The 21,421-nt window shown below is 72.5% G+C and carries 18 protein-coding genes; 7 read left to right on the forward strand and 11 right to left on the reverse strand.

The annotated features are described in order from the left end of the window. Positions 1–62: 62 nt before the first annotated feature. The gene (locus OF819_RS11395; protein ID WP_267243326.1) at positions 63–2,585 is read right to left on the reverse strand and encodes a DEAD/DEAH box helicase; all 2,523 of its coding nucleotides are present in this window, start codon (positions 2,583–2,585) and stop codon (positions 63–65) included. A 125-nt stretch (positions 2,586–2,710) separates the two neighbouring features. On the opposite strand from OF819_RS11395, the gene OF819_RS11400 reads away from it, so the two are divergent. Beyond that, positions 2,711–3,502 (forward strand): metal-dependent hydrolase, encoded by a 792-nt coding sequence (locus OF819_RS11400; protein ID WP_267243327.1) that lies wholly within the window; start codon positions 2,711–2,713, stop codon positions 3,500–3,502. Here OF819_RS11400 and OF819_RS11405 read toward each other — a convergent pair. After that, positions 3,499–5,013, reverse strand: coding sequence for a Gfo/Idh/MocA family protein (locus OF819_RS11405; RefSeq protein WP_416370508.1), 1,515 nt, complete (start codon positions 5,011–5,013; stop codon positions 3,499–3,501). The genes OF819_RS11400 and OF819_RS11405 overlap by 4 nt on opposite strands. Positions 5,014–5,172: 159 nt before the next feature. Continuing rightward, on the reverse strand, positions 5,173–5,631 hold the full coding sequence (locus OF819_RS11410) for a MarR family winged helix-turn-helix transcriptional regulator (protein ID WP_267243328.1): 459 nt from the start codon (positions 5,629–5,631) through the stop codon (positions 5,173–5,175). 119 nt (positions 5,632–5,750) lie between these two features. Here OF819_RS11410 and OF819_RS11415 point away from each other — a divergent pair, with 119 nt between their 5' ends. Continuing rightward, a complete protein-coding gene (locus OF819_RS11415) occupies positions 5,751–7,580 on the forward strand; it encodes an ABC transporter ATP-binding protein (protein ID WP_267243329.1) in 1,830 nt (609 codons plus the stop codon). A 64-nt stretch (positions 7,581–7,644) separates the two neighbouring features. Beyond that, positions 7,645–8,517 carry an endolytic transglycosylase MltG gene (gene mltG, locus OF819_RS11420; protein ID WP_267243330.1) on the forward strand — a complete coding sequence of 291 codons (873 nt, stop codon included), beginning with the start codon at positions 7,645–7,647 and terminating at the stop codon, positions 8,515–8,517. 86 nt (positions 8,518–8,603) lie between these two features. Here mltG and OF819_RS11425 read toward each other — a convergent pair whose 3' ends face one another. The 3 genes from OF819_RS11425 to OF819_RS11435 are packed head-to-tail and all read right to left on the reverse strand — an operon-like array spanning position 8,604 to position 12,784. Then, positions 8,604–10,145, reverse strand: a complete 1,542-nt coding sequence (locus tag OF819_RS11425; protein ID WP_267243331.1) for an aldehyde dehydrogenase family protein — start codon at positions 10,143–10,145, stop codon at positions 8,604–8,606. Next, the gene (locus OF819_RS11430) at positions 10,142–11,581 is read right to left on the reverse strand and encodes a 2-oxoadipate dioxygenase/decarboxylase family protein (RefSeq protein WP_416370517.1); all 1,440 of its coding nucleotides are present in this window, start codon (positions 11,579–11,581) and stop codon (positions 10,142–10,144) included. The genes OF819_RS11425 and OF819_RS11430 overlap by 4 nt, the downstream gene beginning before the upstream one ends. Before the next feature lie 18 nt (positions 11,582–11,599). After that, positions 11,600–12,784 carry an NAD(P)/FAD-dependent oxidoreductase gene (locus OF819_RS11435; RefSeq protein ID WP_267243333.1) on the reverse strand — a complete coding sequence of 395 codons (1,185 nt, stop codon included), beginning with the start codon at positions 12,782–12,784 and terminating at the stop codon, positions 11,600–11,602. 118 nt (positions 12,785–12,902) lie between these two features. On the opposite strand from OF819_RS11435, the gene OF819_RS11440 reads away from it, so the two are divergent. Both OF819_RS11440 and OF819_RS11445 read left to right on the forward strand, forming a co-directional pair. Beyond that, a complete protein-coding gene (locus OF819_RS11440; protein WP_267243334.1) occupies positions 12,903–13,325 on the forward strand; it encodes a secondary thiamine-phosphate synthase enzyme YjbQ in 423 nt (140 codons plus the stop codon). 22 nt (positions 13,326–13,347) lie between these two features. Continuing rightward, entirely contained in the window at positions 13,348–13,947 is a 600-nt protein-coding gene (locus tag OF819_RS11445; RefSeq protein WP_267243335.1) for a DUF998 domain-containing protein, read from the forward strand. Between the two features lie 309 nt (positions 13,948–14,256). On the opposite strand, the gene OF819_RS11450 is transcribed toward OF819_RS11445, so the two are convergent. Both OF819_RS11450 and OF819_RS11455 read right to left on the reverse strand, forming a co-directional pair. Then, complete coding sequence (locus OF819_RS11450) at positions 14,257–14,976, reverse strand: HAD family hydrolase (protein ID WP_267243336.1); 720 nt, start codon at positions 14,974–14,976, stop codon at positions 14,257–14,259. 46 nt (positions 14,977–15,022) lie between these two features. Then, a complete protein-coding gene (locus OF819_RS11455) occupies positions 15,023–15,505 on the reverse strand; it encodes an Lrp/AsnC family transcriptional regulator (RefSeq protein ID WP_267243337.1) in 483 nt (160 codons plus the stop codon). Between the two features lie 271 nt (positions 15,506–15,776). Between OF819_RS11455 and OF819_RS11460 the strand changes: the two genes are divergently transcribed. Together OF819_RS11460 and OF819_RS11465 are read left to right on the forward strand one after the other, a co-directional pair. Continuing rightward, a complete protein-coding gene (locus tag OF819_RS11460; RefSeq protein WP_267243481.1) occupies positions 15,777–17,285 on the forward strand; it encodes an FUSC family protein in 1,509 nt (502 codons plus the stop codon). An 87-nt stretch (positions 17,286–17,372) separates the two neighbouring features. After that, positions 17,373–18,458 (forward strand): lactonase family protein, encoded by a 1,086-nt coding sequence (locus OF819_RS11465; RefSeq protein WP_267243338.1) that lies wholly within the window; start codon positions 17,373–17,375, stop codon positions 18,456–18,458. Positions 18,459–18,553: 95 nt separating this feature from the next. Here OF819_RS11465 and OF819_RS11470 read toward each other — a convergent pair whose 3' ends face one another. The 3 genes from OF819_RS11470 to OF819_RS11480 form a co-directional block, all read right to left on the reverse strand. Beyond that, the gene (locus OF819_RS11470) at positions 18,554–19,486 is read right to left on the reverse strand and encodes a sirohydrochlorin chelatase (RefSeq protein WP_267243339.1); all 933 of its coding nucleotides are present in this window, start codon (positions 19,484–19,486) and stop codon (positions 18,554–18,556) included. Positions 19,487–19,626: 140 nt separating this feature from the next. Next, entirely contained in the window at positions 19,627–20,643 is a 1,017-nt protein-coding gene (locus tag OF819_RS11475) for an N-acetylglucosamine kinase (protein WP_267243340.1), read from the reverse strand. Then, positions 20,640–21,317 carry a uracil-DNA glycosylase gene (locus OF819_RS11480; RefSeq protein ID WP_267243341.1) on the reverse strand — a complete coding sequence of 226 codons (678 nt, stop codon included), beginning with the start codon at positions 21,315–21,317 and terminating at the stop codon, positions 20,640–20,642. Before OF819_RS11480 ends, OF819_RS11475 begins: the two co-directional genes overlap by 4 nt. Between the last annotated feature and the right edge of the window lie 104 nt (positions 21,318–21,421).

Here is a 21,421-nt window from a genome sequence, read left to right on the forward strand (position 1 = left end):
TCGCCCGTCGCCGTCAGGCGCCCGGCAGCGCCTCGATCGCCGCCACGTCGACGATCACAGCTTCACAGCTGGCCGACGTCGGTGACCCGGACCACCGCCCGGCCCTCCTCGTCGGAGGCCGCCAGATCGACCTCCGCGCTGATGCCCCAGTCATGGTCGCCGTTCGGGTCGGCGAAGGTCTGCCGGACGCGCCACAGCCCGTGGTCGGGGTCCTCCTCAATGGACAGCAGCCGCGGTCCACGGGCGTCAGGGCCGGTGCCCAGGTCGTCGTACTCCTCCCAGTACGCGTCCATGGCCTCGCCCCAGGCGTCCTCGTCCCAGCCGGACTCGGCGTCCATCCGGCCCAGCTCCGCCACCTGGTCCAGCGCCGCCAGCTCCACCCGGCGGAACATGGCGTTGCGCACCAGCACCCGGAAGGCGCGGGCGTTGGAGGTGACCGGCCTGACCTGGTCGGCCTTCTCCTGGGCCTCCTCGGCGGTCTCCACCTCGGGGTTGGCGAGCTGCTCCCACTCGTCCAGCAGGCTGGAGTCGACCTGGCGGACCATCTCGCCCAGCCAGGCGATCAGGTCCTGAAGGTCCTCGGTCTTCAGATCGTCCGGGATCGTGTGGTCCAGCGCCTTGTAGGCGGAGGCGAGATAGCGCAGCACGATGCCCTCGGTGCGGGCCAGCTCGTAGAACGAGGTGAACTCGGTGAAGGACAGTGCGCGTTCGTACATGTCCCGGATGACCGACTTGGGGGAGACCGGGTGGTCGCCGACCCACGGATGCGACTTCCGGTAGAGGTTGTAGGCGTGCCACAGCAGCTCTTCCAGCGGCTTGGGGTACGAGATGTCCTGGAGCCGGTCCATCCGCTCCTCGTAGTCCACCCCGTCGGCCTTCATCGCGGCGACCGCCTCGCCGCGCGCCTTGTTCTGCTGGGCGGCCAGGATCTGCCGCGGGTCGTCCAGCGTCGACTCCACGACCGACACCATGTCCAGCGCGTACGACGGCGACTGGGCGTCCAGCAGCTCGAAGGCGGCGAGAGCGAACGTGGACAGCGCCTGATTGAGGGCGAAGTCCTCCTGGAAGTCGACCGTCAGACGGACGATCCGGCCCTGTGCGTCGGGGGCGTCGAGCCGCTCCACGATCCCGCCGTCCAGCAGCGAGCGGTAGATCGCGATCGCCCGGCGGATATGGCGCAGCTGCTGCCTGCGCGGCTCGTGGTTGTCCTCCAGCAGTGTGCGCATCGCCTGGAAGGCGTCGCCCGGGCGGGCGATCACCGACAGCAGCATGGCGTGGGTGACCTTGAAACGCGAGGTCAGCGGCTCCGGGTCGGAGGCGATCAGCTTCTCGAAGGTGTTCTGCGACCAGGCGACAAAGCCCTCCGGGGCCTTCTTGCGGACCACCTTCCGCTTCTTCTTGGGGTCGTCCCCCGCCTTCGCCAGCGCCTTCTCGTTCTCGATGACATGCTCGGGCGCCTGGGCGACGACAAAGCCCGATGTGTCGAATCCGGCCCGGCCCGCACGGCCCGCGATCTGGTGGAACTCACGGGAGCGGAGCGTGCGGACGCGATTGCCGTCGTACTTGGTCAGCGCCGTGAACAGCACCGTGCGGATGGGGACGTTCACACCGACGCCGAGGGTGTCGGTGCCGCAGATCACCTTCAGCAGGCCCGCCTGGGCGAGCTTCTCGACGAGCCGGCGGTACTTGGGCAGCATGCCCGCGTGATGCACCCCGATCCCGTGCCGCACATACCGGGAGAGATTCCGGCCGAACTTGGTGGTGAAACGGAAGTTTCCGATCAGCTCGGCGATCTGGTCCTTCTCCGCGCGGGTGCACATATTGATGCTCATCAGCGACTGCGCCCGCTCGACCGCCTGGGCCTGGGTGAAGTGCACGATGTACACCGGCGCCTGCTTGGTGTCCAGCAGCTCGGTCAGCGTCTCGGTGATCGGCGTCGTCCGGTACTCGTACGACAGCGGCACCGGGCGGGTCGCGGAGCGCACCACGGCGGTCTCCCGGCCGGTGCGGCGCGTCAGATCCTTCTCGAACATCGAGACGTCGCCGAGGGTCGCCGACATCAGCACAAACTGCGCCTGGGGGAGTTCCAGCAGCGGAATCTGCCACGCCCAGCCGCGGTCCGGCTCCGCATAGAAGTGGAACTCGTCCATCACCACCTGGCCGATGTCCGCGTCCTTGCCGTCCCGCAGCGCGATCGAAGCCAGCACCTCGGCGGTGCAGCAGATCACCGGGGCGTCGGCGTTGACGGAGGCGTCGCCGGTCAGCATGCCGACGTTCTCCGTGCCGAAGAGCTTGCACAGGTCGAAGAACTTCTCCGACACCAGCGCCTTGATCGGGGCGGTGTAGAAGGTCACCTCGTCACGGGCCAGCGCCGCGAAGTGCGCCCCCGCCGCGACCAGGCTCTTTCCTGAGCCGGTGGGGGTGGAGAGGATCACATTGGCCCCGGAGACCACCTCGATCAGCGCCTCCTCCTGAGCCGGGTAGAGGGAGATGCCCCGGCCTGAAGCCCATGAGGTGAAGGCTTCGAAGAGGGCATCGGGGTCGGCGTCTGGCGGCAGCTGATCGATAAGGGTCACGCCCTCCATCTTGCCTGTCCCACCCCGGGATGCGGGAACCGGTCGTCGGCAGGAAGATCACGGACGGTACGCTGCCGTGTCGACCGGCCCGTCAACTGAGCGGGACCACAACAACACTGGGGCGGGAACAGCACATGATGGGACCGGCGCACTCACTGTCCGGGGCGGCCGCCTGGCTGGGCGTCGGCGCGGCCGTCGCCGCGGCGGGGCATCCGATGCCATGGCCGGTGCTCGTCGTCGGCGCGCTGATCTGCGCGGGCGCGGCGCTCGCGCCGGACCTCGACCACAAGGCGGCGACGATCTCCCGAGCCTTCGGGCCCGTGTCCCGCTGGCTGTGCGAGATCGTCGACAAGCTGTCGTACGCCGTGTACAAGGCGACGAGGAAACCCGGCGACCCGCGCAGGACCGGCGGGCACCGCACCCTGACGCACACCTGGCTGTGGGCGGCGCTGATCGGCGCGGGCGCCTCCGCCCTCGCGGTCACCGGAGGCCGCTGGGCGGTCCTCGCGATCCTCTTCGTCCACCTGGTGCTGGCCGTGGAGGGACTGCTGTGGCGCGCCGCGCGGGTCTCCAGCGACGTCCTGGTGTGGCTGCTGGGCGCGACCAGCGCATGGATCCTGGCCGGCGTCCTGGACAAGCCGGGCAACGGCGCGGACTGGCTGTTCACCGCGCCCGGCCAGGAGTATCTGTGGCTTGGCCTCCCGATCGTCCTCGGCGCCCTGGTCCATGACATCGGCGACGCCCTCACCGTCTCCGGCTGCCCCGTCCTGTGGCCGATACCCATCGGCAAAAAGCGCTGGTACCCGGTCGGCCCCCCGAAGGCGATGCGCTTCCGCGCGGGCAGCTGGGTCGAGCTGAAGGTTCTGATGCCGGTGTTCATGCTCCTGGGCGGCGTGGGCGGCGCGGCGGCGCTGAATGTGATCTAGGTCGCCACCCCGGCCGGCCGGGGGGAGTCCACACCCGCCCGGGCCTTGCGCCACTCGCCCCGGGTGAAGTCCGGGATCTGCTGCGGCGCGCCATTGGCCTTGATCGAGGCATGGCTCAGCGGGACGGGGGCCGTCCAGGTCGCCCCGTCGTACACGTCGAAGTCAGGCGTCAGCCCCAGCCGCATGCACTGGATCAGCCGGTAGACCATGATGTAGTCCATTCCGCCATGGCCTCCGGGCGGGTTGGAGTGCTCCTTCCACAGCCAGTGGTCCCAGTCGGCGTACGCCCCGAAGTCCCCCCACTGATGGCCGCTGTGATCGGGCTCCAGATAGATGCGGGCCGGGTAGTCCTCGAAGACGCCCTTGGTGCCGCCGAGGCTGTTGATCCGGCTGTAGGGGTGCGGTGTGGACACATCGTGCTCCAGCCGGATGACCCGGCCCTTCGCCGTCCGGACCAGGCTGACGGTCCGGTCGCTCCCGATGTACGTCTCCTTCCAGCTGGGGTCGCCCGGCGGCATATGGGCACTGCGGTACTCGGCGAGTCCCAGCGCCGGGGTGCCGAGGCTCGCGATGCTCACCGCACGGTCGCCACGGTTGACGTCCATGTAGTTGGCGACCGGTCCGAAGCCGTGGTTCGGGTAGAGGTCGCCGCGCAGCCGGGTGTGCCACAGCCGCCGCCACGGCCCCTCGTAGTAGTCCGCTGAGAACATCAGGTCCCGCAGATCGTGGTTGTATGCGCCCGCGCCGTGGAGCAGCTCACCGAATCTGCCGGCGTGCGCCATCCGCAGCACCCGCATCTCGTTTCTGCCGTAGCAGCAGTTCTCCAGCTGCATACAGTGCCGCCGCGTCTGCTCGGAGAGGTCCACCAGCCGCCACAGATCGTCCAGACGCATCGCGAGGGGGCACTCGACGCCCACGTGCTTGCCGTTCACCATCGCGGACGCGGCCATCGCGGCATGGGTGTCCCAGGGGGTGGCCACATAGACGAAGTCGAGGTCGCCGCGCCCGCACAGGTTCTCGTAGTCGTTCTCCCCCTTGGTGTAGAGGGCCGGCGCGGGCTGGCCGGCCTTCACCACCTTGGCCGCGGCGCGTTCGGCCTTCTCCCTGACGGGATCGCACAGGGCGGCCACGCGGACCCCCGGGAGAGCGAGAAAGAGGCCGATCATGGCGTCGCCCCGGTTGCCCAGGCCGATGATGCCCATCCGCACGGTGCTCCGCCGCTCGAAGGGGACGCCGGCCATGGTCCGGCCGCGACGGGGCGGTACGGCGGCCTCGTCGCCTCGGTCGTCGGCAGCGGAGCCGTCGCCGGGCGCGGCGGCGAAAGCGGTGGCCGGGGCGGGTGATGCGGCGGGGGCGGCCGAGGCCGACGAGGCCCCGAGGGCGCCGAGCCCGAGCCCTGCGCCTGCGGTGGTCCGCAGGACCGAGCGGCGACTCATCGAGGCGGCGTCGGCGGCGTCGCCGGCCTCCGTACGGTCGTTGTCACCGGGGTTCCGAGGTGCTGCGTCGTTCATCGAGCCTCCAGGGGACTGACGTTGCGCGGCCGGGTCATGAAGCATCATGAACCTCGGTAGGGACCCTGGAGGTCAGAACTGCTCTGTGCAAGAGCGTGGTTTGGACTACTTGGATTACCTGGACTGCCTGGTCCGCCGCGCGCCGCCGCTGAGGCTCCGTCAGCCTCCGTCAGCAGCGGCCTGGCCCCGGCCGTCGACCAGGGTGGAGAGGAGCCCTCCGAGCGTCGCCCGCTCCTCGGCGGTCAACGGGGCCAGGATGTCCTCCGCCGCGGCGCGGCGCGCCCTGCGCAGCGCGCGGAGCACGGCGCGCCCGGTGTCGGTGAGCTCGATGCGGATCACCCGGCGGTTGTCGGGGTCCGGCGCCCGCCGCACACAGCCGCTCGCCTCCAGGCCGTCGACGAGGCTGGTGATCGCGCGGGGGACCACTTCGAGACGCTCGGCCAGATCGGCCATCCGCGGCGGCCGGTCGTAGTGCGCGACGATGCGCAGCAGCCGCGACTGGGCGGGAGTGATGGCGATGTCGGCCGACTCCAGCTGCCGCTTCTGACTGCGATGGAGCCGGCGCGTCAGCCGCAGCAGCTGCTCGGCCAGCAGGCCGTCGGGGTCGGGGGCGCTCATACGGGAACACTATCAGGATACAGCTCATTGTGAAGCTAGGTAACAATGAGCTAGGGTCTCAATGGCCACCTCGGCCGTGTGCCGCATCCGACCCAGTAGAGGAGCCCGCAAAGGAGCCCATGCATCGAGAACCCGACTCCTGGACACCCCCGCCGAAAGAGGCCGGTCAGCCGCCGGCCGACGTGCGGCGGATCCTGCGTCTGTTCCGCCCCTATCGCGGCCGGCTCGCCGTCGTCGTGCTGCTCGTCGCCGCGGCCTCGCTCGTCTCCGTCGCCTCGCCGTTCCTGCTGCGCGAGATCCTGGACACCGCCATCCCGGAGCGCCGCACCGGTCTGCTCAGCCTGCTCGCGCTGGGCATGATCCTCACGGCGGTGATGAACAGCGTCTTCGGAGTGCTCCAGACGCTGATCTCCACCACCGTCGGCCAGCGCGTCATGCACGATCTGCGCACCGCCGTCTACGCCCGGCTGCAGAGCATGCCGCTGGCCTTCTTCACCAGGACCAGGACCGGCGAGGTCCAGTCCCGCATCGCCAATGACATCGGCGGCATGCAGGCGACGGTCACCTCGACCGCCACCTCCCTGGTCTCCAATCTCACCGCGGTGGTCGCCACCGTCGTCGCGATGCTCGCCCTGGACTGGCGGCTGACGGCCGTGTCGCTGGTGCTTCTGCCGGTGTTCGTCGCGATCAGCCGGCGCGTCGGCAGGGAGCGCAAGAAGATCACCACCCAGCGGCAGAAGCAGATGGCCGCCATGGCCGCCACGGTCACCGAATCGCTCTCCGTCAGCGGCATCCTGCTCGGCCGCACCATGGGCCGCGCCGACTCGCTGACCGCCTCCTTCGCGGCGGAGTCCGACCGGCTCGTCGATCTTGAGGTCCGCTCCAGCATGGCGGGCCGCTGGCGGATGGCCACCATCGGCATCGTCATGGCCGCCATGCCCGCCGTCATCTACTGGGCGGCGGGGCTCACATTCCAGACCGGCGGGCCAGCCGTCTCCCTCGGCACCCTGGTCGCCTTCGTCTCGCTCCAGCAAGGGCTGTTCCGGCCGGCGGTGAGCCTGCTCTCCACCGGCGTGCAGATGCAGACCTCACTCGCCCTGTTCCAGCGGATCTTCGAATACCTCGATCTGCCGGTCGAGATCAGCGAGCCGGACCAGCCCGTGCGGCTCGGCAAAATCCTCGGCGAAGTGCGCTTCGAAGGAGTGAACTTCGCCTATGACACGGCCCAGCCGCGCCCCACACTCGACGGCATCGACATCACCGTCCCCGCCGGCGCCTCGCTGGCGGTCGTCGGCCCCACCGGCTCCGGCAAGACCACCCTCAGCTATCTGGTGCCCCGGCTCTACGACGTCACCTCGGGCCGTGTCACCCTCGACGGAGTCGATGTGCGCGACCTCGACTTCGACACCCTCGCCCGGGCCGTCGGAGTGGTCTCCCAGGAGACCTGTCTCTTCCATGCCTCCGTGGCCGAGAACCTCCGCTTCGCCAAGCCCGACGCGAGCGACGAGGAGCTTGCGGCGGCCGCCCGGGCCGCGCAGATCCACGACCACATCATGTCCCTGCCCGACGGCTATGACACCCTGGTCGGCGAGCGCGGCTACCGCTTCTCCGGGGGCGAGAAGCAGCGTCTGGCGATCGCCCGCACCATCCTGCGCGACCCGCCCGTCCTGATCCTCGACGAGGCGACCAGCGCCCTCGACACCCGTACCGAACACGCCGTGCAGCAGGCCGTCGACGCGCTCTCGGCCGGCCGCACCACGATCACCATCGCCCACCGGCTGTCCACCGTCCGCGACGCCGACGAGATCGTCTTCCTCGACGGCGGACGGGTGGCGGAGCGGGGCAGCCATCGGGAACTGCTCAAGCGGAACGGCCGCTATGCGGCCCTGGTGCGCCGGGATGCCCGGCTGACGACCGCCGCCGCCCCGCCGCTTCCTGAAGCCGGGTGAGGGACGCGGGTGCGCCGCGCGCCGGGTGCCGGGATCAGGTGCGCCGGGCGGCTAGCGTGCCCCCATGATGTACGAGCCCCCGCCGGCACGGTCCAGGCGCAGGCTGCGTCTGACGCGCCGTGGCCGGCTGGTCCTGATCGCCGTCGCGGCCGCCGCGGTCTGTGCTGCCGTACTGATCCCCCTGCTGGTCCAACTGGAGCCGAAACCCGAGAAGCAGCCGGAGAAACGCCGGACCCTGCTGATCCCCGAAGGCTGGCGTGCCGCACAGGTGTACCAGGCCGTCGACAAGGCGCTGGGCAAGCCCTCGGGCACCACCCGGAAGGCCGCCGCCACCGCCGATCTCAAGCTGCCCGCCGAGGCCAAAGGAAACCCGGAGGGCTATCTCTTTCCCGCCACCTACCCCCTCGACCCCGGCGTCACCCCGGCCGGCCTGCTCACCTATATGGTCGACACCGCCAACAAGCGATTCGCCGCCGACAGCATCAGCGGCGGCGCACAGCGCTCCGGCGCAGGCCTCTACCGGACCGTCAACATCGCCAGCATCGTGCAGGCCGAGGCGGACACGGCCGACGACATGGGCAAGGTCGCCCGGGTCATCCACAACCGGCTGGAGCAGGGCATGCCGCTCCAGATGGACTCCACCCTCAACTACGCCCTGAACCGCTCCACCCTGGACACCAGCATCGAAGACACCAGGCTCGACAGCCCCTACAACACCTATCTGCGCCTGGGGCTGCCGCCGACCCCGATCGACAACCCCGGCGAGGAGGCCCTGCGTGCGGCGCTCAACCCGCCGCAGGGAGACTGGATCTACTTTGTCACCGTCGCCCCCGGGGACACCCGGTTCACCGCCGACTATGCGGAACACCAGCGCAATGTGAAGGAGTTCAACGCCAACCGCAGAAGCGCCCGTGCCACAGCCGACGCCGACAGCTGATCACAGCAGCAGCATCAGCAGCAGCGGTCGGCGGCCCGGCCGGTCACCACCACGCTCCGCGGCGGCGTACGCGCCGACGGGCGATGTCAGAGGAAGTTCACCCCTTGGGCGAGCGGCAGACTGTCGGAGTAGTTCACCGTGTTGGTGGCCCGCCGCATATACGCCCGCCAGGCGTCCGAGCCCGACTCCCGCCCGCCGCCGGTCTCCTTCTCTCCGCCGAACGCCCCGCCGATCTCCGCACCCGACGTGCCGATGTTGACATTGGCGATGCCGCAGTCTGAGCCGTCCGCGGCGAGGAAACGCTCCGCCTCGCGCTGGTCGCCGGTGAAGATGCTCGACGACAGCCCCTGCGGCACGTCGTTGTGCAGCGCCAGCGCTTCGTCCAGCGTCCGGTAGGTCAGCACATAGAGGATCGGGGCGAACGTCTCCCGCCGTACGACCGCGGTCTGCGCCGGCATCCGCACCACCGCGGGGCGCACATACGCGGCCTGCGGCGCCTCGGCCTGAAGCACCCGGTCACCGCCGGTCAGCACCTTGCCGCCGTCCGCCTGCGCCGCTGCCAGCGCCTCGGCCATGGACTCCCGGGCGGCGTCCGAGATCAGCGGCCCGACCAGCGTCCCCTCCGCCAGCGGGTTGCCGACCCGCAGCTGGCCGTACGCATGGACGACCTTCTCCAGCAGCGTCTCTGCGACCTCCTCGTGCACGATCAGCCTGCGCAGCGTCGTACACCGCTGCCCGGCCGTGCCCGCCGCGGAGAACACGATCCCGCGGACCGCCAGATCGAGATCGGCGGACGGGGTGACGACCGCCGCGTTGTTGCCGCCCAGCTCCAGCAGCAGCCGGCCGAGGCGGGCGGCCACCCGAGGGCCGACCTCGCGCCCCATCCGCACCGAACCCGTGGCGCTGACCAGAGCCACCCGCGCGTCGTCGACCAGCCGTTCACCCGTCTCCCGGCCGCCGAGGACCAGCCGGTGCACCCCGGCCGGAGCGCCCGTGTCCGCCGCCGCGCGGGCGAGCAGCGCATCGCAGGCGAGCGACGTCAGCGGGGTCTGCTCCGACGGCTTCCAGACCACCGTGTCACCGCAGACCAGCGCGACCGCCGTATTCCAGGACCAGACGGCCACCGGGAAGTTGAACGCCGAGATCACCCCGACCACGCCCAGCGGATGCCAGCTCTCCGACAGCCGGTGGCCGGGCCGCTCGCTGGCCATGGTCCGCCCGTACAGCTGACGGGACAGGCCGACGGCGAAGTCACAGATGTCGATCATCTCCTGCACCTCGCCGAGCGCCTCGGAACGGATCTTGCCCGCTTCGACGGTCACCAGCTCCGCCAGGTCCTCCCGGTGTTCGCTCAGCAGCGCACCGAGCCGTTTGACCAGCGCCCCGCGTGCCGGGGCCGGCCGCATCCGCCAGGCGGCGAACGCCTCGGCGGCCTCACCCACCGCCGCCTCCACCTGCTCAGGGGAGGCGGCGGGCAGCGTGCACAGCGTGCCGCCGGTCAGCGGGGTACGGGCGGTGAGCGCGCCGCCCCGCGCGCCGAGCCGCACGCCGCAGGCGGCCAGACGCTCCTCGGCGCGGCGGCGCAGATCCTCGGTGCGGGGGAGAGACAGGCCGGTGTCAGGGGTCACGATGCGTCCTCACGGTCCTCGGGAAGTACGGGGGGCACGGGCGGTGCGGGGGATACGGGCGGTGCGGGCAGTACGGGAAAGCCGGGCAGCTCGGGGAAGGGGAGCGAGAGGCGGGCACAGGCGTCCCGCAGGGAGGTCTCCTGCTGTGCGGCGTACAGCGCGAACGGGTCGTGCACGGGCCGTTCCAGCACGCCGGACAGCCACTGCTGGTCGTAGTGGACGCCGCTTCGCGAGGCGTCGCGCACGCCTTCGTCGGTGAGGTTGGACTGGAAGATCCCGGCCGCGGAGCGCGGCAGAAAGTCCTCGTAGACGATGGGCCGGGCCTCCAGCCAGCCCCCGTCCAGCAGCCCGGCGAGGTCGCGTGGCGGAGGGCCGCCCCGCCGCGGACGGCCGGCGGCCGGCTCATAGCGGAAATACGCCATGCCCTCGGCGGCCAGCCGGCGTTCGCTGCCGGGGAAGCGGGCGGCCCAGCGCTCGGCGGGCTCGTCGGCCAGCTCGTCGTAGAGCGCCCGGCCGGCCCGGGTCAGCGCGATGCCGCGTGCCTCCACCTCGCCGAACCGCACCCGTAGCTCACCCGTCGTCACCGTGCCGTCCGGCTCCCGGAAGCGCCGCGGCTCGGCCAGCGCCCGGAACGACGTCTGACGCAGCAGCACATCCGGGCCGTCCCAGCGCGGCGGGCCCTGAATCCGGTCGATCATCGTGATGCCGCGGTCCGCCATCCGCCGGTACAGCTCGTCGATGTCGAGCACCCGCGGCGTGAGGTGGTTGACATGGGTGCTGCCCACCCCGCCGATGTCGGCCGCGACCGCGGAGACCTTCTCCAGCTCGGAGTACCAGGCCCGGTCCACCGGCTCCCGGGACAGCTCGAACGACGCCACGGCGAGCGTCAGAAACCGTTCCGCCGACGTCTCGTCGAGCCCGCCGTCCCGCTCGGCCCGGACCGCGAGATCGAGCAGCTCGGGGGCGAACAGCTCACGGCGGCCGAGGAAGGCCTCAAGCCGCGCCTGGAGCCCGGCGTCGAAGAAGCGCCGGTCGGCCGAGGTGAGCAGCGAAGTGAACACCCGGAACGGATTGCGCTCCAGTTCGCCGGCGTCGACCGGGCGGAAGGCCGTGGAGACCACGGGCACGGAGCTGGCGGCCGCCTCACGCAGATCGTAGAAGCCGACCGGCTCCATGCCCAGCGCGGCGAAGATCTGCGCGGCCTGGCGCATCTCACGCCCCGTGCCCACCCGGATCGCGCCGTGGCGCTCGGCGGTGACCCGCTCGATGCCGCCCAGCCGCCCCGCGTCCCCGCCCCGGCGGATCACCTCGTCGTTGACCTCGGCGGAGACCTCCAGCAGCGTGGTGTACGCGGGGACCTCCCGTCCGTACATATCGGAAAGCCGGCGGGCGAACGCGGCACGCAGCCGCCATGCGGGGATCGGCACGGACACGATGCGGACCTCCAGTCGCGGTCAGATGATGTGGGCCTCCGGGCGTACGGCGGCGTCCCCCGCGCCGCCCGAGAAGCGGTCCGCGGACAGCGGGCGCACATCGACGGGCGGCGGGGCGCCGAGGAACAGATCGCGGACGATCTCGCCCACGGCGGGCGCCTGCAGGAATCCATGCCCGGAAAACCCGGTGGCGTACAGAAAACGGCTGATCCCCGCCGCCTGGCCGATCAGCGCATTGCGATCCGGCGTCATCTCGTACAGCCCCGCCCAGCCACCCCCGGCGTCCGCCATCCCGGCGAGCGCCGGGGCGCGGAGCCGTGCCGCGGCCCGGAACGGCTCCAGCCACTCCGGGCTGAACTCCCGTTCGAAGCCCGGCCGCTGACGGGGGTCGGAGAAGCCGAGGACGAGCCCGTCGGCCGTGTCGTTGTGGAAGTAGAGCGTGGAGGAGAAGTCCAGGGTGAAGGGGATGCGCGGCGGCGCGGGGCGCAGCGGACCGGTCAGCGCGATCTGCCGGCGCAGCGGGGTGACAGGCAGCTCCACCCCCGCCATGACGCCGATCTGCGCGGACCATGCGCCCGCGGCGCAGATCACCGTCCCGGTGCGCACCGTCCCCGCCTCCGTGCGCACGCCGGTGATCCGGTCGCCGTCGCGGTCAAGACCGGTGACGGCGCAGTGGGTGCGCACGCGTGCGCCGAGACGGCGTGCGGCCGTCAGATAGCCGTGCACGGCCGCGCCCGGCAGCGCGAAACCGTCGTCGGGGGAGTAGGCGGCGGCGACGATGGCGCGCGGCTCGATATACGGGCACAGCCGATGGGCCTCACGGGGCGTGAGCAGCGCGCTGTCCACGCCCAGTTCCCGCTGGACGTCCACGGCCCCGCGGAAGGCGGCGGCATCGGCCTCTGCGGCAAGCAGAAACAGATAGCCGACGCTCTCGACGCCGATCTCCGCGCCGGGGCGGTCCGGGAACGCCCGCCACGCCGCCAGGCTGCGCTGCCCCAGCCGGATGTTGAGCGGATCGGAGAACTGGGCGCGGATGCCGCCGATCGGCTTTCCGGAGGACCCGGACGCCGGTGCGTCCCGCTCCAGCAGCAGGACGTCCTCGACCCCGGCCTCGGCGAGATGGAAGGCGATGCTCGCCCCGATGACGCCGCCGCCGACGATGACGGCCTCCGCGCTCTCCCCCGCCCTCTCCCGCGTCAGGCTCATAGGGACAAGCGTGGCGGCTGTGACTCATCGCGTCCATGGCGCCGTCCTGACGCCGCGAGCCGTGACGGACCCCCAGCGGCTGTTCGGCGGGCCGGGCGCGGGGCGGCAGGATGGGGGCATGCCAGACGCCTTCACCACCACGACCCTGACCATCGCCACCGGCTCGCGGGAGACGGTGACCGATCTGACCCACTCCTGCGAGGAGTTCCTCCGCGAGGTGGCGGGCGGCCGGGACGGGCTGCTCCATGTCTTCGTGCCGCACGCCACCGCCGGGATCGCGGTCATCGAGACCGGCGCGGGCAGCGACGACGACCTGCTCGCCGCCCTGCACACGCTGCTGCCCGCCGACGACCGCTGGCAGCACCGTCACGGCAGCCCGGGCCACGGCCGCGACCACGTCCTGCCCGCGTTTGTGCCGCCGCACGCCACCCTGCCGGTCCTCGGCGGGCGACTGGAGCTGGGCACCTGGCAGTCCGTCTGTCTGGTGGACACCAACAAGGACAATCTGGAGCGTCAGGTGCGGTTGAGCTTCCTGGGGTAGCGAAGCGCTTTACGGTGCGCTGGTGCGATCTGTTCCCAGATGGGCCCTGGTCTCGTCGGGGTGTGCCCCCGTCCTGCTGGTGGGAGGCTGGACGACCGCGGCACTGCTGGAGGGGCCCGCCTACGATCCCGCGACCGAGACGATCAGCGTCCTGGCGTCCTACGGGGCTGCCGGGTTCTGGGTGATGACCGGAGCGCTGATCGCCCTGGGCGTCTGCTATCTGCTGACCGCCTGGGGTCTGCGTCCGGCCGCGCTCGCCGGACGTGTGGCACTGGGCGGCGGCGGAGTGGCGGCGATGGCGGTGACCCTGTTCCCGGCGCCGAGCAGCGGGGGGTCGCTGAGCCATGGGGCGGTCGCCGCGGTCGGCTTTGTTTTCATAGCGGTGTGGCCGGTGCTGGCCGCGGGGCGGGGCGGAGCCGCCCCATGGGGACTGCGGCCGGCGCCCGCCATCGCGGCCACCGCGCTGATGCTGCTCGGCGCGGCCTGGTTCCTCGTCGAGATGAACCGGCAGGGGGCTGCCGGAGTGGCCGAACGGCTTGTGACAGGCATGCAGTCCCTGTGGCCCGCGGTGGTCGTCGCCTCCTGCCTCCGGCACTCCGACGGCGAAGACCCTTCGCAGTGACGTCCCGCGCGGTTATGAGCCGGACGGTCACCCCCGAGCGGTCACGTCCCGAGCGGTCCGCTGAGTGGGTCACGACCCGCGCGGGACGAGCCGCGCGGTTTACGCCCCGCGCGGTTACATACCCGCGTGGGTACGGCCCGCGCGGTTATGTCCCGCGCGGGTCACCCCCCGAGCGGGGACGGGTTGCGCGGTAACGAGCCGAGCGGTTTACGGCCCGGGCGGTCACCCCCGGGCGGCCCCCCCGGGTGGGTCACGACCCGCGGGGACGGGCCGCGCGGTTACGGTCCGCGCGGTTATGTCCCGAGCGGGTCACCCCCCGAGCGGGGACGAGTTGCGCGGGGACGAGCCGTGCCCCGCGGGCCGGCCGAGGACGTAGCCGTACGCCGCCTCGGCCGTGAACGCCTCCTGGCCGCCCGCGAACAGCAGATCGGCCGTCGCGAACGCCGGGTCGCCGGCCGTGCCGGGGAGATACGGCACGGCGATGCACCGCATCCCCGCCGCATACGCCGCCGCCGCGCCCGCGGGGGCGTCCTCCAGGACCACGCAGTCGGCCGGGGCGGCGCCCAGCCGGGCGGCTGCCCGGAGGAAGACGTCCGGGGCGGGCTTGCCGCGGGCGACCTCCTCCGCGGAGACGGCGACGGGCAGATACGCGTCCAGTCCGGTGCCCGCGAGCACCGCCTCGATCGCCGCACGCGAGGAGCCGGAGGCGACCGCCATCGGCACACTTTCCGCGGACAGCCGCTCCACAAGCGCCCGCATCTGCGGAAAGACCTCCGTGGAGGCGGCCGCGAGCGCGAGGTAGTGCCGGTTCTTCGCGGCGAGCAGCTGCTCGACCGAGGCGTCGATGCCGCGCTCCGCCCGCAGGGCGGCGAGCGTCTCACGGGTGCCGATGCCGATGAAGCGCGTGTGCTGCTCCCAGCTGAAGCCCCCCGCGCCGTGTTCGGCGAGGACCCTGCGCCCCGCCTCGTAGTAATTCGGCTCGCTGTCCACCAGCGTGCCGTCGAGATCGAAGATCACCGCCGTGCTCATGGCGTCCAGCATGCCAAGCGGCGGCGGCCGGTGCGCGGGCGGCTTGTCAGCGGCGGTCGCCGGCCGCCTGCCCCACGGACTCCACCAGCGGCAGCAGCCGGTGCGGCACCCGCTCGCGCAGCGCCATCTCCGTACGGGTGCGCACCACGCCCGGCAGCTGGATCAGCCGCTGGATCACATCCTCCAGATGGCCGTTGTCCCGTGCGGCGACACGGGTCAGCAGATCCCCGCCGCCGGTGATCGAGAACGCCTCGATGATCTCCGGTACGGCCGCCAGCGCATCGCCGACCTCGTCCAGATGCCCCTGGGTGACCTCGATGTGGACGAAGGCCAGCACCGGATGCCCCAGGGCGGCGGGGGAGAGGACCGGCCCCGTGCCCATGATCACGCCGTCCCGCTCCATCCGGTCGATCCTCGCCTGGAGGGTGCCGCGCGCGATGCCCAGTATCCGGGCGTACTCGCGCACGGAGGTGCGCGGCTGCTCGATCAGCAGTCGCAGGATGCGTGTGTCCAGTGCATCGACCGCCATGGTCCGTTGGCCTCCTTCTGGATTGCCCGACCTCCTCTCCACTATGCCATTGGCTCAGTGTGCACCGCCTCAGTTGAGCCACTGACCAGGCTGGTGCTTTCCTGAGGGAAGAGATGGCGCCGCAGCGCCGGACGGCGAGGAGGCCGTACCGGTCCCGCGGCGCCTTTGCCGTGTCTCAGAGGGATGTCGCGAGGACAGGGGGCGGGACGGCCACGTGATCAAGGTGATCGAAGCGAAGGGCGCGAAGAAGGTGAGCATGGGCGTGAAGCGGATGTTCACCGCCCCCGACCCGGGGCGGCTGCGGCTGCGCACCTCCACGCGCGCCGTGCTGGGCGTCGGCCTCTCCGTCGCCGCCGCGGAACTCGCCGGGCTGTCGCTGGTCGCCTCCATCACCGGCGGCCTGGCCGCCCTGCTCGCCCTGTTCACGGTCACCGACGCCACCGTGCGCCGCCAGGCGGTCACCACGGCCCTGCTGCCGCTGGCCGGCTTCCCCGTGCTGGCGCTGGCGACCGTCCTGCACGGACAGCCGCTGCTGCGCGCCGCCGTCTGGCTCGCGGTGGTGTTCTGCGGCGTGTACGCCAGGCGCTGGGGGCCGCGCGGGCATGCGCTGGGCATCTTCGCGTTCATGATGTTCTTCGTCACGCAGTTTCTGCACGCCGTGCCGGCCCAGCTGCCCGAGCTGTACGGCGCCGGGGCGCTGGCGCTTGCGGCCTCCTCCGCGGTCCGCTTCGGACTGTGGCCCATCGAGCGCCGTACCCCGCCGCCCGCACCGCCCGCCCCGCTGCCGGGGACCGGGCTGGCCCGCCCGACCACCCGGCAGGCATTCCAGGCCACCGCCGCATGCGGTTTCGCCATCGCCGCAGGACAGCTGATCTCCGACGAACGCTGGTACTGGGCCGTCGGCACCGCATGGTGGATCTTCGTCAACACCGCCTCGCGCGGCGAGACGCTCGTCCGCGGCTTCCGCCGGGTCGTCGGCACCGTCGTCGGCATCGCGGCCGGACTGCTGATCGCCATCCCCCTCGGCGGAGCGCCCGCGCCGACCGCCGCGCTCGTCGCGGTCTGCGTCTTCGGCATCTTCTACACCGCCGCGCCCTCGTACAGCTGGATGATGTTCTTCGTCACCGTGATGGCGGGCCTGCTGTACGGTCTGCTGGGCGTGCTGCACCCCGGTCTGCTTCTGCTGCGCTTCGAGGAGACCGCCGTCGGCGCGCTCGGCGCGGCCCTCGGCGTGGCGCTGGTGCTGCCCGTCACCACCCATGCCGCCACGAACGCCTGGATCGAGCGGGCCCTGAGCTGCGTCCACGGCTGCACCGCGGCGGCCGCCCGCCGGCTGGCCGGAGACGAGCAGGCCGACCCCGCGCCGCTGGCCGCCGAGCTGGAGCTGCTGCTGGGCCGGGTACGGCTGGCGCTCGCCCCGCTCGTCCACCCGCTCAGCCCGCTGCGCGCCCGCAAGGCCCGCGCCCGTCAGGTGATCGCGCTGCTCGACGACTGCGCCCGAGAGGTCCGCGGTCTGGTCCAGGTGGCCGGCGACCCCGACGCCTCGCATGACGCCCGGCTGGCCGCCGCCTGCCACCGCGTCGAGGAGGCGGTGCACGCGCTGGTGCCCTCCGGGGCCCGCTCGTTTGCCACGCGTACGGCCGGGGCGCCGGCGCTGCCGCCGCACCACCCCGGCGCCGAGGCGGCCCTGAGCCATCTGCACGGACTGGAGAGGGCGCTCACGGAGCTGTCCACTCCGCTGCGCACCTCACCGCGCGCCCCGCTCGCGCCCGCGGCCTGAGAAGCTGACACCTTCTCAACACCCCCTGCTTTGGTCTAGACCGCCTGCTAGCGTCGGCAGCGCATCAGCAGGCGGAGAGGGGAAGCAATGGGCCGCACCAGCCCCGCAGGGGCGAACACCGTCCGGGCATCTGCCGTACGGGCGTTCATCGGGTCGTTCACCTCGGCCGGGGGCCGGGGCGTCATCGCCGCAGCCGTGGACCCGGACACCGGCGCGCTCACGGAGACGGGGGTGAGCGACGCCGTCGCCGACCCCTCGTATCTCGCGGCGGGTGCGGCCTTCGGCGGCACCGTGCTCTACGCGGTCTCCGAGACGGAGGACGGCGCGGTCGCCGCCTTCGACGTCACCGGGCCCGTGCCACGGCCGATCGGGCGGCGCATGCCGGTGCGCGGCGCGGGCCCCACACACCTCGCGCTCGCCGCGGACCGGCTGGTGACCGCCAACTACGGTTCCGGCAGCGTGAGCGTGCTGCCCATCGGGGCGGACGGCGCGCCCGAGCCGGTCGGCGCGGTGCTGCGCCACCACGGCAGCGGCCCCGACCCGGACCGGCAGGCCGGCCCGCACGCCCACCAGGCGGTCGCCGACCCCACCGGGCGCTGGGTGCTCGCCGTGGACCTCGGCACGGACCGGGTGTACGTCCACGCCCTGGACGCGCTGACCAGCACGCTCACCCCGCATGCCGAGACCGCCCTGCGGCCCGGCGTCGGGCCCCGCCATCTCGTCTTCCACCCGGCGGGCACACACGTCTACGTCGTCGGCGAGCTGAATCCCGTCGTCACCGTTTGCCGCTGGGACGCGGCCGGCGGTCTGCTGAAGGCGGTGGGCGAGCATCCGCTCGTCCCGGACGGCCTCACCGGGCCCGCCTACCCCTCCGAGGCCGTCGCCTCGCCCGACGGCCGCCGGCTGTGGGCCGCGGTCCGCGGCCCCGACGTCATCTCCGTCCTCTCGCTCGACGCGGGCCCGGAGCGGCCCGAGCTGACGGCCGTCGTGGGCTGCGGCGGCCGCTGGCCGCGTGATCTGGCACTCGACCCGGCGGGCCGCAGGCTGTATGCGGCCAACGAGCGCTCCGGGGACGTCACCTGGTTCGACGTCGACATCGACGCGGACGGCGGAATCCCGCGGCGGGCGGGGTCGTTCGCCGCTCCCGCCGCGTCCTGTGTGACCTTCGTCTGACCGGCCCCGTCCGGGCAGGCCGCAGGGCCCGCACCCGCCGGGTGATCGGCGGGTGCGGGCCCTGCGGTGAAGTGCGGTACGGGGTTTGAGCGGTTTCAGCGAGCGGGCGCGCCCTGCGGCTGCTGCGGGGCTATGCCCAGCGTGGTCGCGTACTGCGACAGCACCAGCTTGCCGATCGCCGGATAGGCGCCCAAAGCCTCGGACGCCGGGCAGCCCGCCTCCTTGGCGGCGGAGTCCAACAGCCCCTCGGGCAGCTCCGGGCCGACCAGACAGGGGGCCAGCGCCAGCTGCACGGAACCCGCGCCGCGCAGCTGCTCGGCGACGGCGGTGACCGCGCCCTCCTGGTCCAGACCCGCGGCGATCACCGGCACGGCGAGCCGGGCGGCGAGCAGCATTCCCGTGATGCCGGCGGCCTGGACGGCCTCTTCACCGCCGACCGTCGCCAGGATGATGCCGTCAGCAGCGGTGGCCACGGTGAACAGCCTGGCGCGGTCGGCGCGCGCCAGCGACGCCTCGGAGAGGCGGACGTGCAGGCCCTCGGCCAGCAGCGGGTGCGGGCCCAGCACATCGGTCAGCTCCGCACTCGCGCCGCTGTCCGCGACGGCCTGACGGATCCGGCCGGTCAGCGACGCATCGGGGCCGACCAGCAGCGGCACCACGACCGCCGCGGGGCCCTCGGGCTCGGCGACCTCACGGCCGGCGGCCCTGGCGATCTCAAACCGCTCGGTGCGCCGCCGCGCCGTGTGCGCGAGAACGGCGGCGAGGGCGGGGTATTCAGCGTGTTCGGCGTCGTCGCCGTCGAGGTAGCCGATGGCCGCCTCAAGACCGGGAAGCTCGGACCGAGCGATGCTTATGACCTCTTCGGCCAGGCTGCGCGTGCCGGGCTCGGGAGTGCCGGGCACGGCCAGGATCAGCGCGGGCGCGCCCTCGGGAGCCGTCACGGGCTCCGGCCGGCGGTGCCGACCGGGCTGGCGGGGTCGCGGCATTCGTACAGGCAGGCCGGATGCGGGCCCAGTGGGGGAGCTCATGCGGCCGCATGCTACTGGTTTTGCCGGTGCGGCTGTTCGGGGAGGGGCCAACCCCATGACATCTGTCCGAATATGCCCGATGGATCCTGCCGCGGGCTTCGTCCGGGGGCGCGTTCGGTGTCCGCCGGGTGTACGTGCGGTCAACTGGCCGTCGCCGCAGCCCCCGGCAGATACAGCAGCGTCGGATGCGGCGGCAGCCGCAGATCGCCGGAGTGCAGGGCGGACGCCAGCAGCAGCGCCCCGCTGAGCGGATCCCCGGCCGTGGACGTCAGCCGGGCATGGGGCAGTTGCGCGGCGAGCTCGCGCCGCAGCGGCGCGAGCAGCGCTTCGCCCAGCTTGAACAGCCCCCCGGTGAGGGCGATTTCGACGCCCTCACCCGACGGCCCACCCCGGGTCGCCCCTCCGCCCCGGGCTGGCGGTGGGCACACGGCCGCGGCGGTGTCCGCGATATGGCGTGCGGCGGCGGTGAGAATGGCGGCCGCCACAGGGTCGTCATCCGCGCACGCGGCGACCTCAGGGGCGAACGACGCCAGGACAGCGGGCCGGTCAGGCCGTGGATAGAGGCGCTCCGGCAGCTCCTCGGCCGGGCCGAACGCCGCCTCGGCCCGTGCGAGCAGCGCCGCCGAGCCGCCGCGCCGCCCGTCGTGGGCGCGCAGCGCCGCCTCAAGACCGGCCCGTCCGATCCAGGCGCCGCCGCCCGCGTCGCCCAGCAGATGGCCCCAGCCGTCGGCGCGCCGCCAGGCGTACAGATCCGTGCCCAGGGCGATCATTCCGGTGCCGGCCGCGACGACCGCCCCCGGCCGCTGGCCGAGCGCTCCGGCGTAGGCGGTGACCCCGTCGGCCGCCAGCGCCGTACTCCGTACCCCCAGCTCCGCGCTCAGGGCGTCGGGCAGCCTGGCGCGCAACGGCCCGCCGAGCGAGGCCATCCCGGCCGCGCCGAGCACGGCCGACGCGATGGCGCCGTCTCCGGCGCGGAGCAGCAGGGAGCGGACCATCGGCAGCAGCAGCCGCAGCAGATGCCCGGCGTCGGCGCCGTCCGGACCGGTGCGCACCGGTTCATCCGATACGGCCGTTACGGCGCGGGTGACGTCGTCGGCCGGGGCCAGCGCGGCGCGCAGCCCCGAGCCGCCGGAGTCGACGCCGAGCACCCAGGTCATGGCAGTCGCCAGTCCACGGGCTGCGCCCCCTGCCGCACCAGCAGGTCGTTGGCGCGGCTGAAGGGGCGTGAGCCGAAGAAGCCGCGGTCCGCGGACATGGGGGAGGGGTGCGCGGACTCCACGGCGGGGAACTCGCCGAGCAGTGGCCGCAGATTGCGCGCGTCGCGTCCCCACAGCACCGACACCAGGGGCTTGCCGCGGGCGACGAGCGCCCGGATGGCCTGCTCGGTGACCTCCTCCCAGCCCTTGCCCCGGTGGGCGGCGGGCCTGCGGGGCGCGGTCGTCAGCGCCCGGTTGAGCAGCAGCACGCCCTGCCGGGTCCAGGGGGTGAGGTCGCCGTTGGCGGGGCGGGGCAGGCCCAGGTCCGTGTGCATCTCCCGGAAGATGTTCTCCAGGCTGCCGGGAAGCGGCCGCACCTCGGGCGCCACCGAGAAGCTCAGCCCCACCGCGTGACCGGGCGTGGGATACGGGTCCTGGCCGACGATCAGCACCCGGACCTCGTCGAACGGCTGCTGAAAGGCGCGCAGCACATTCGGCCCGGATGGCAGATAGGTGCGCCCCGCGGCGATCTCCCCGCGCAGGAAGTCGCCCATCGCGGCGATGCGTTCGGCCGCCGGCGCGAGGGCCTCGGCCCAGCCCGGCTCGACGATTTCTCTCAACGGTCGTGCTGCCACGGAGCGTCACTCTACTGGTCGAGCGGCGGGAGATTTCAACTTGAGCCGGTCGGTCTCGGCCGCGTCCACCGCTGCCGGGACCGTCGCCGGGGCCGTCGGGGTCG

This window comes from Streptomyces sp. PR69, from assembly GCF_026420845.1.
In the GTDB taxonomy this organism is placed as follows: domain Bacteria; phylum Actinomycetota; class Actinomycetes; order Streptomycetales; family Streptomycetaceae; genus Streptomyces.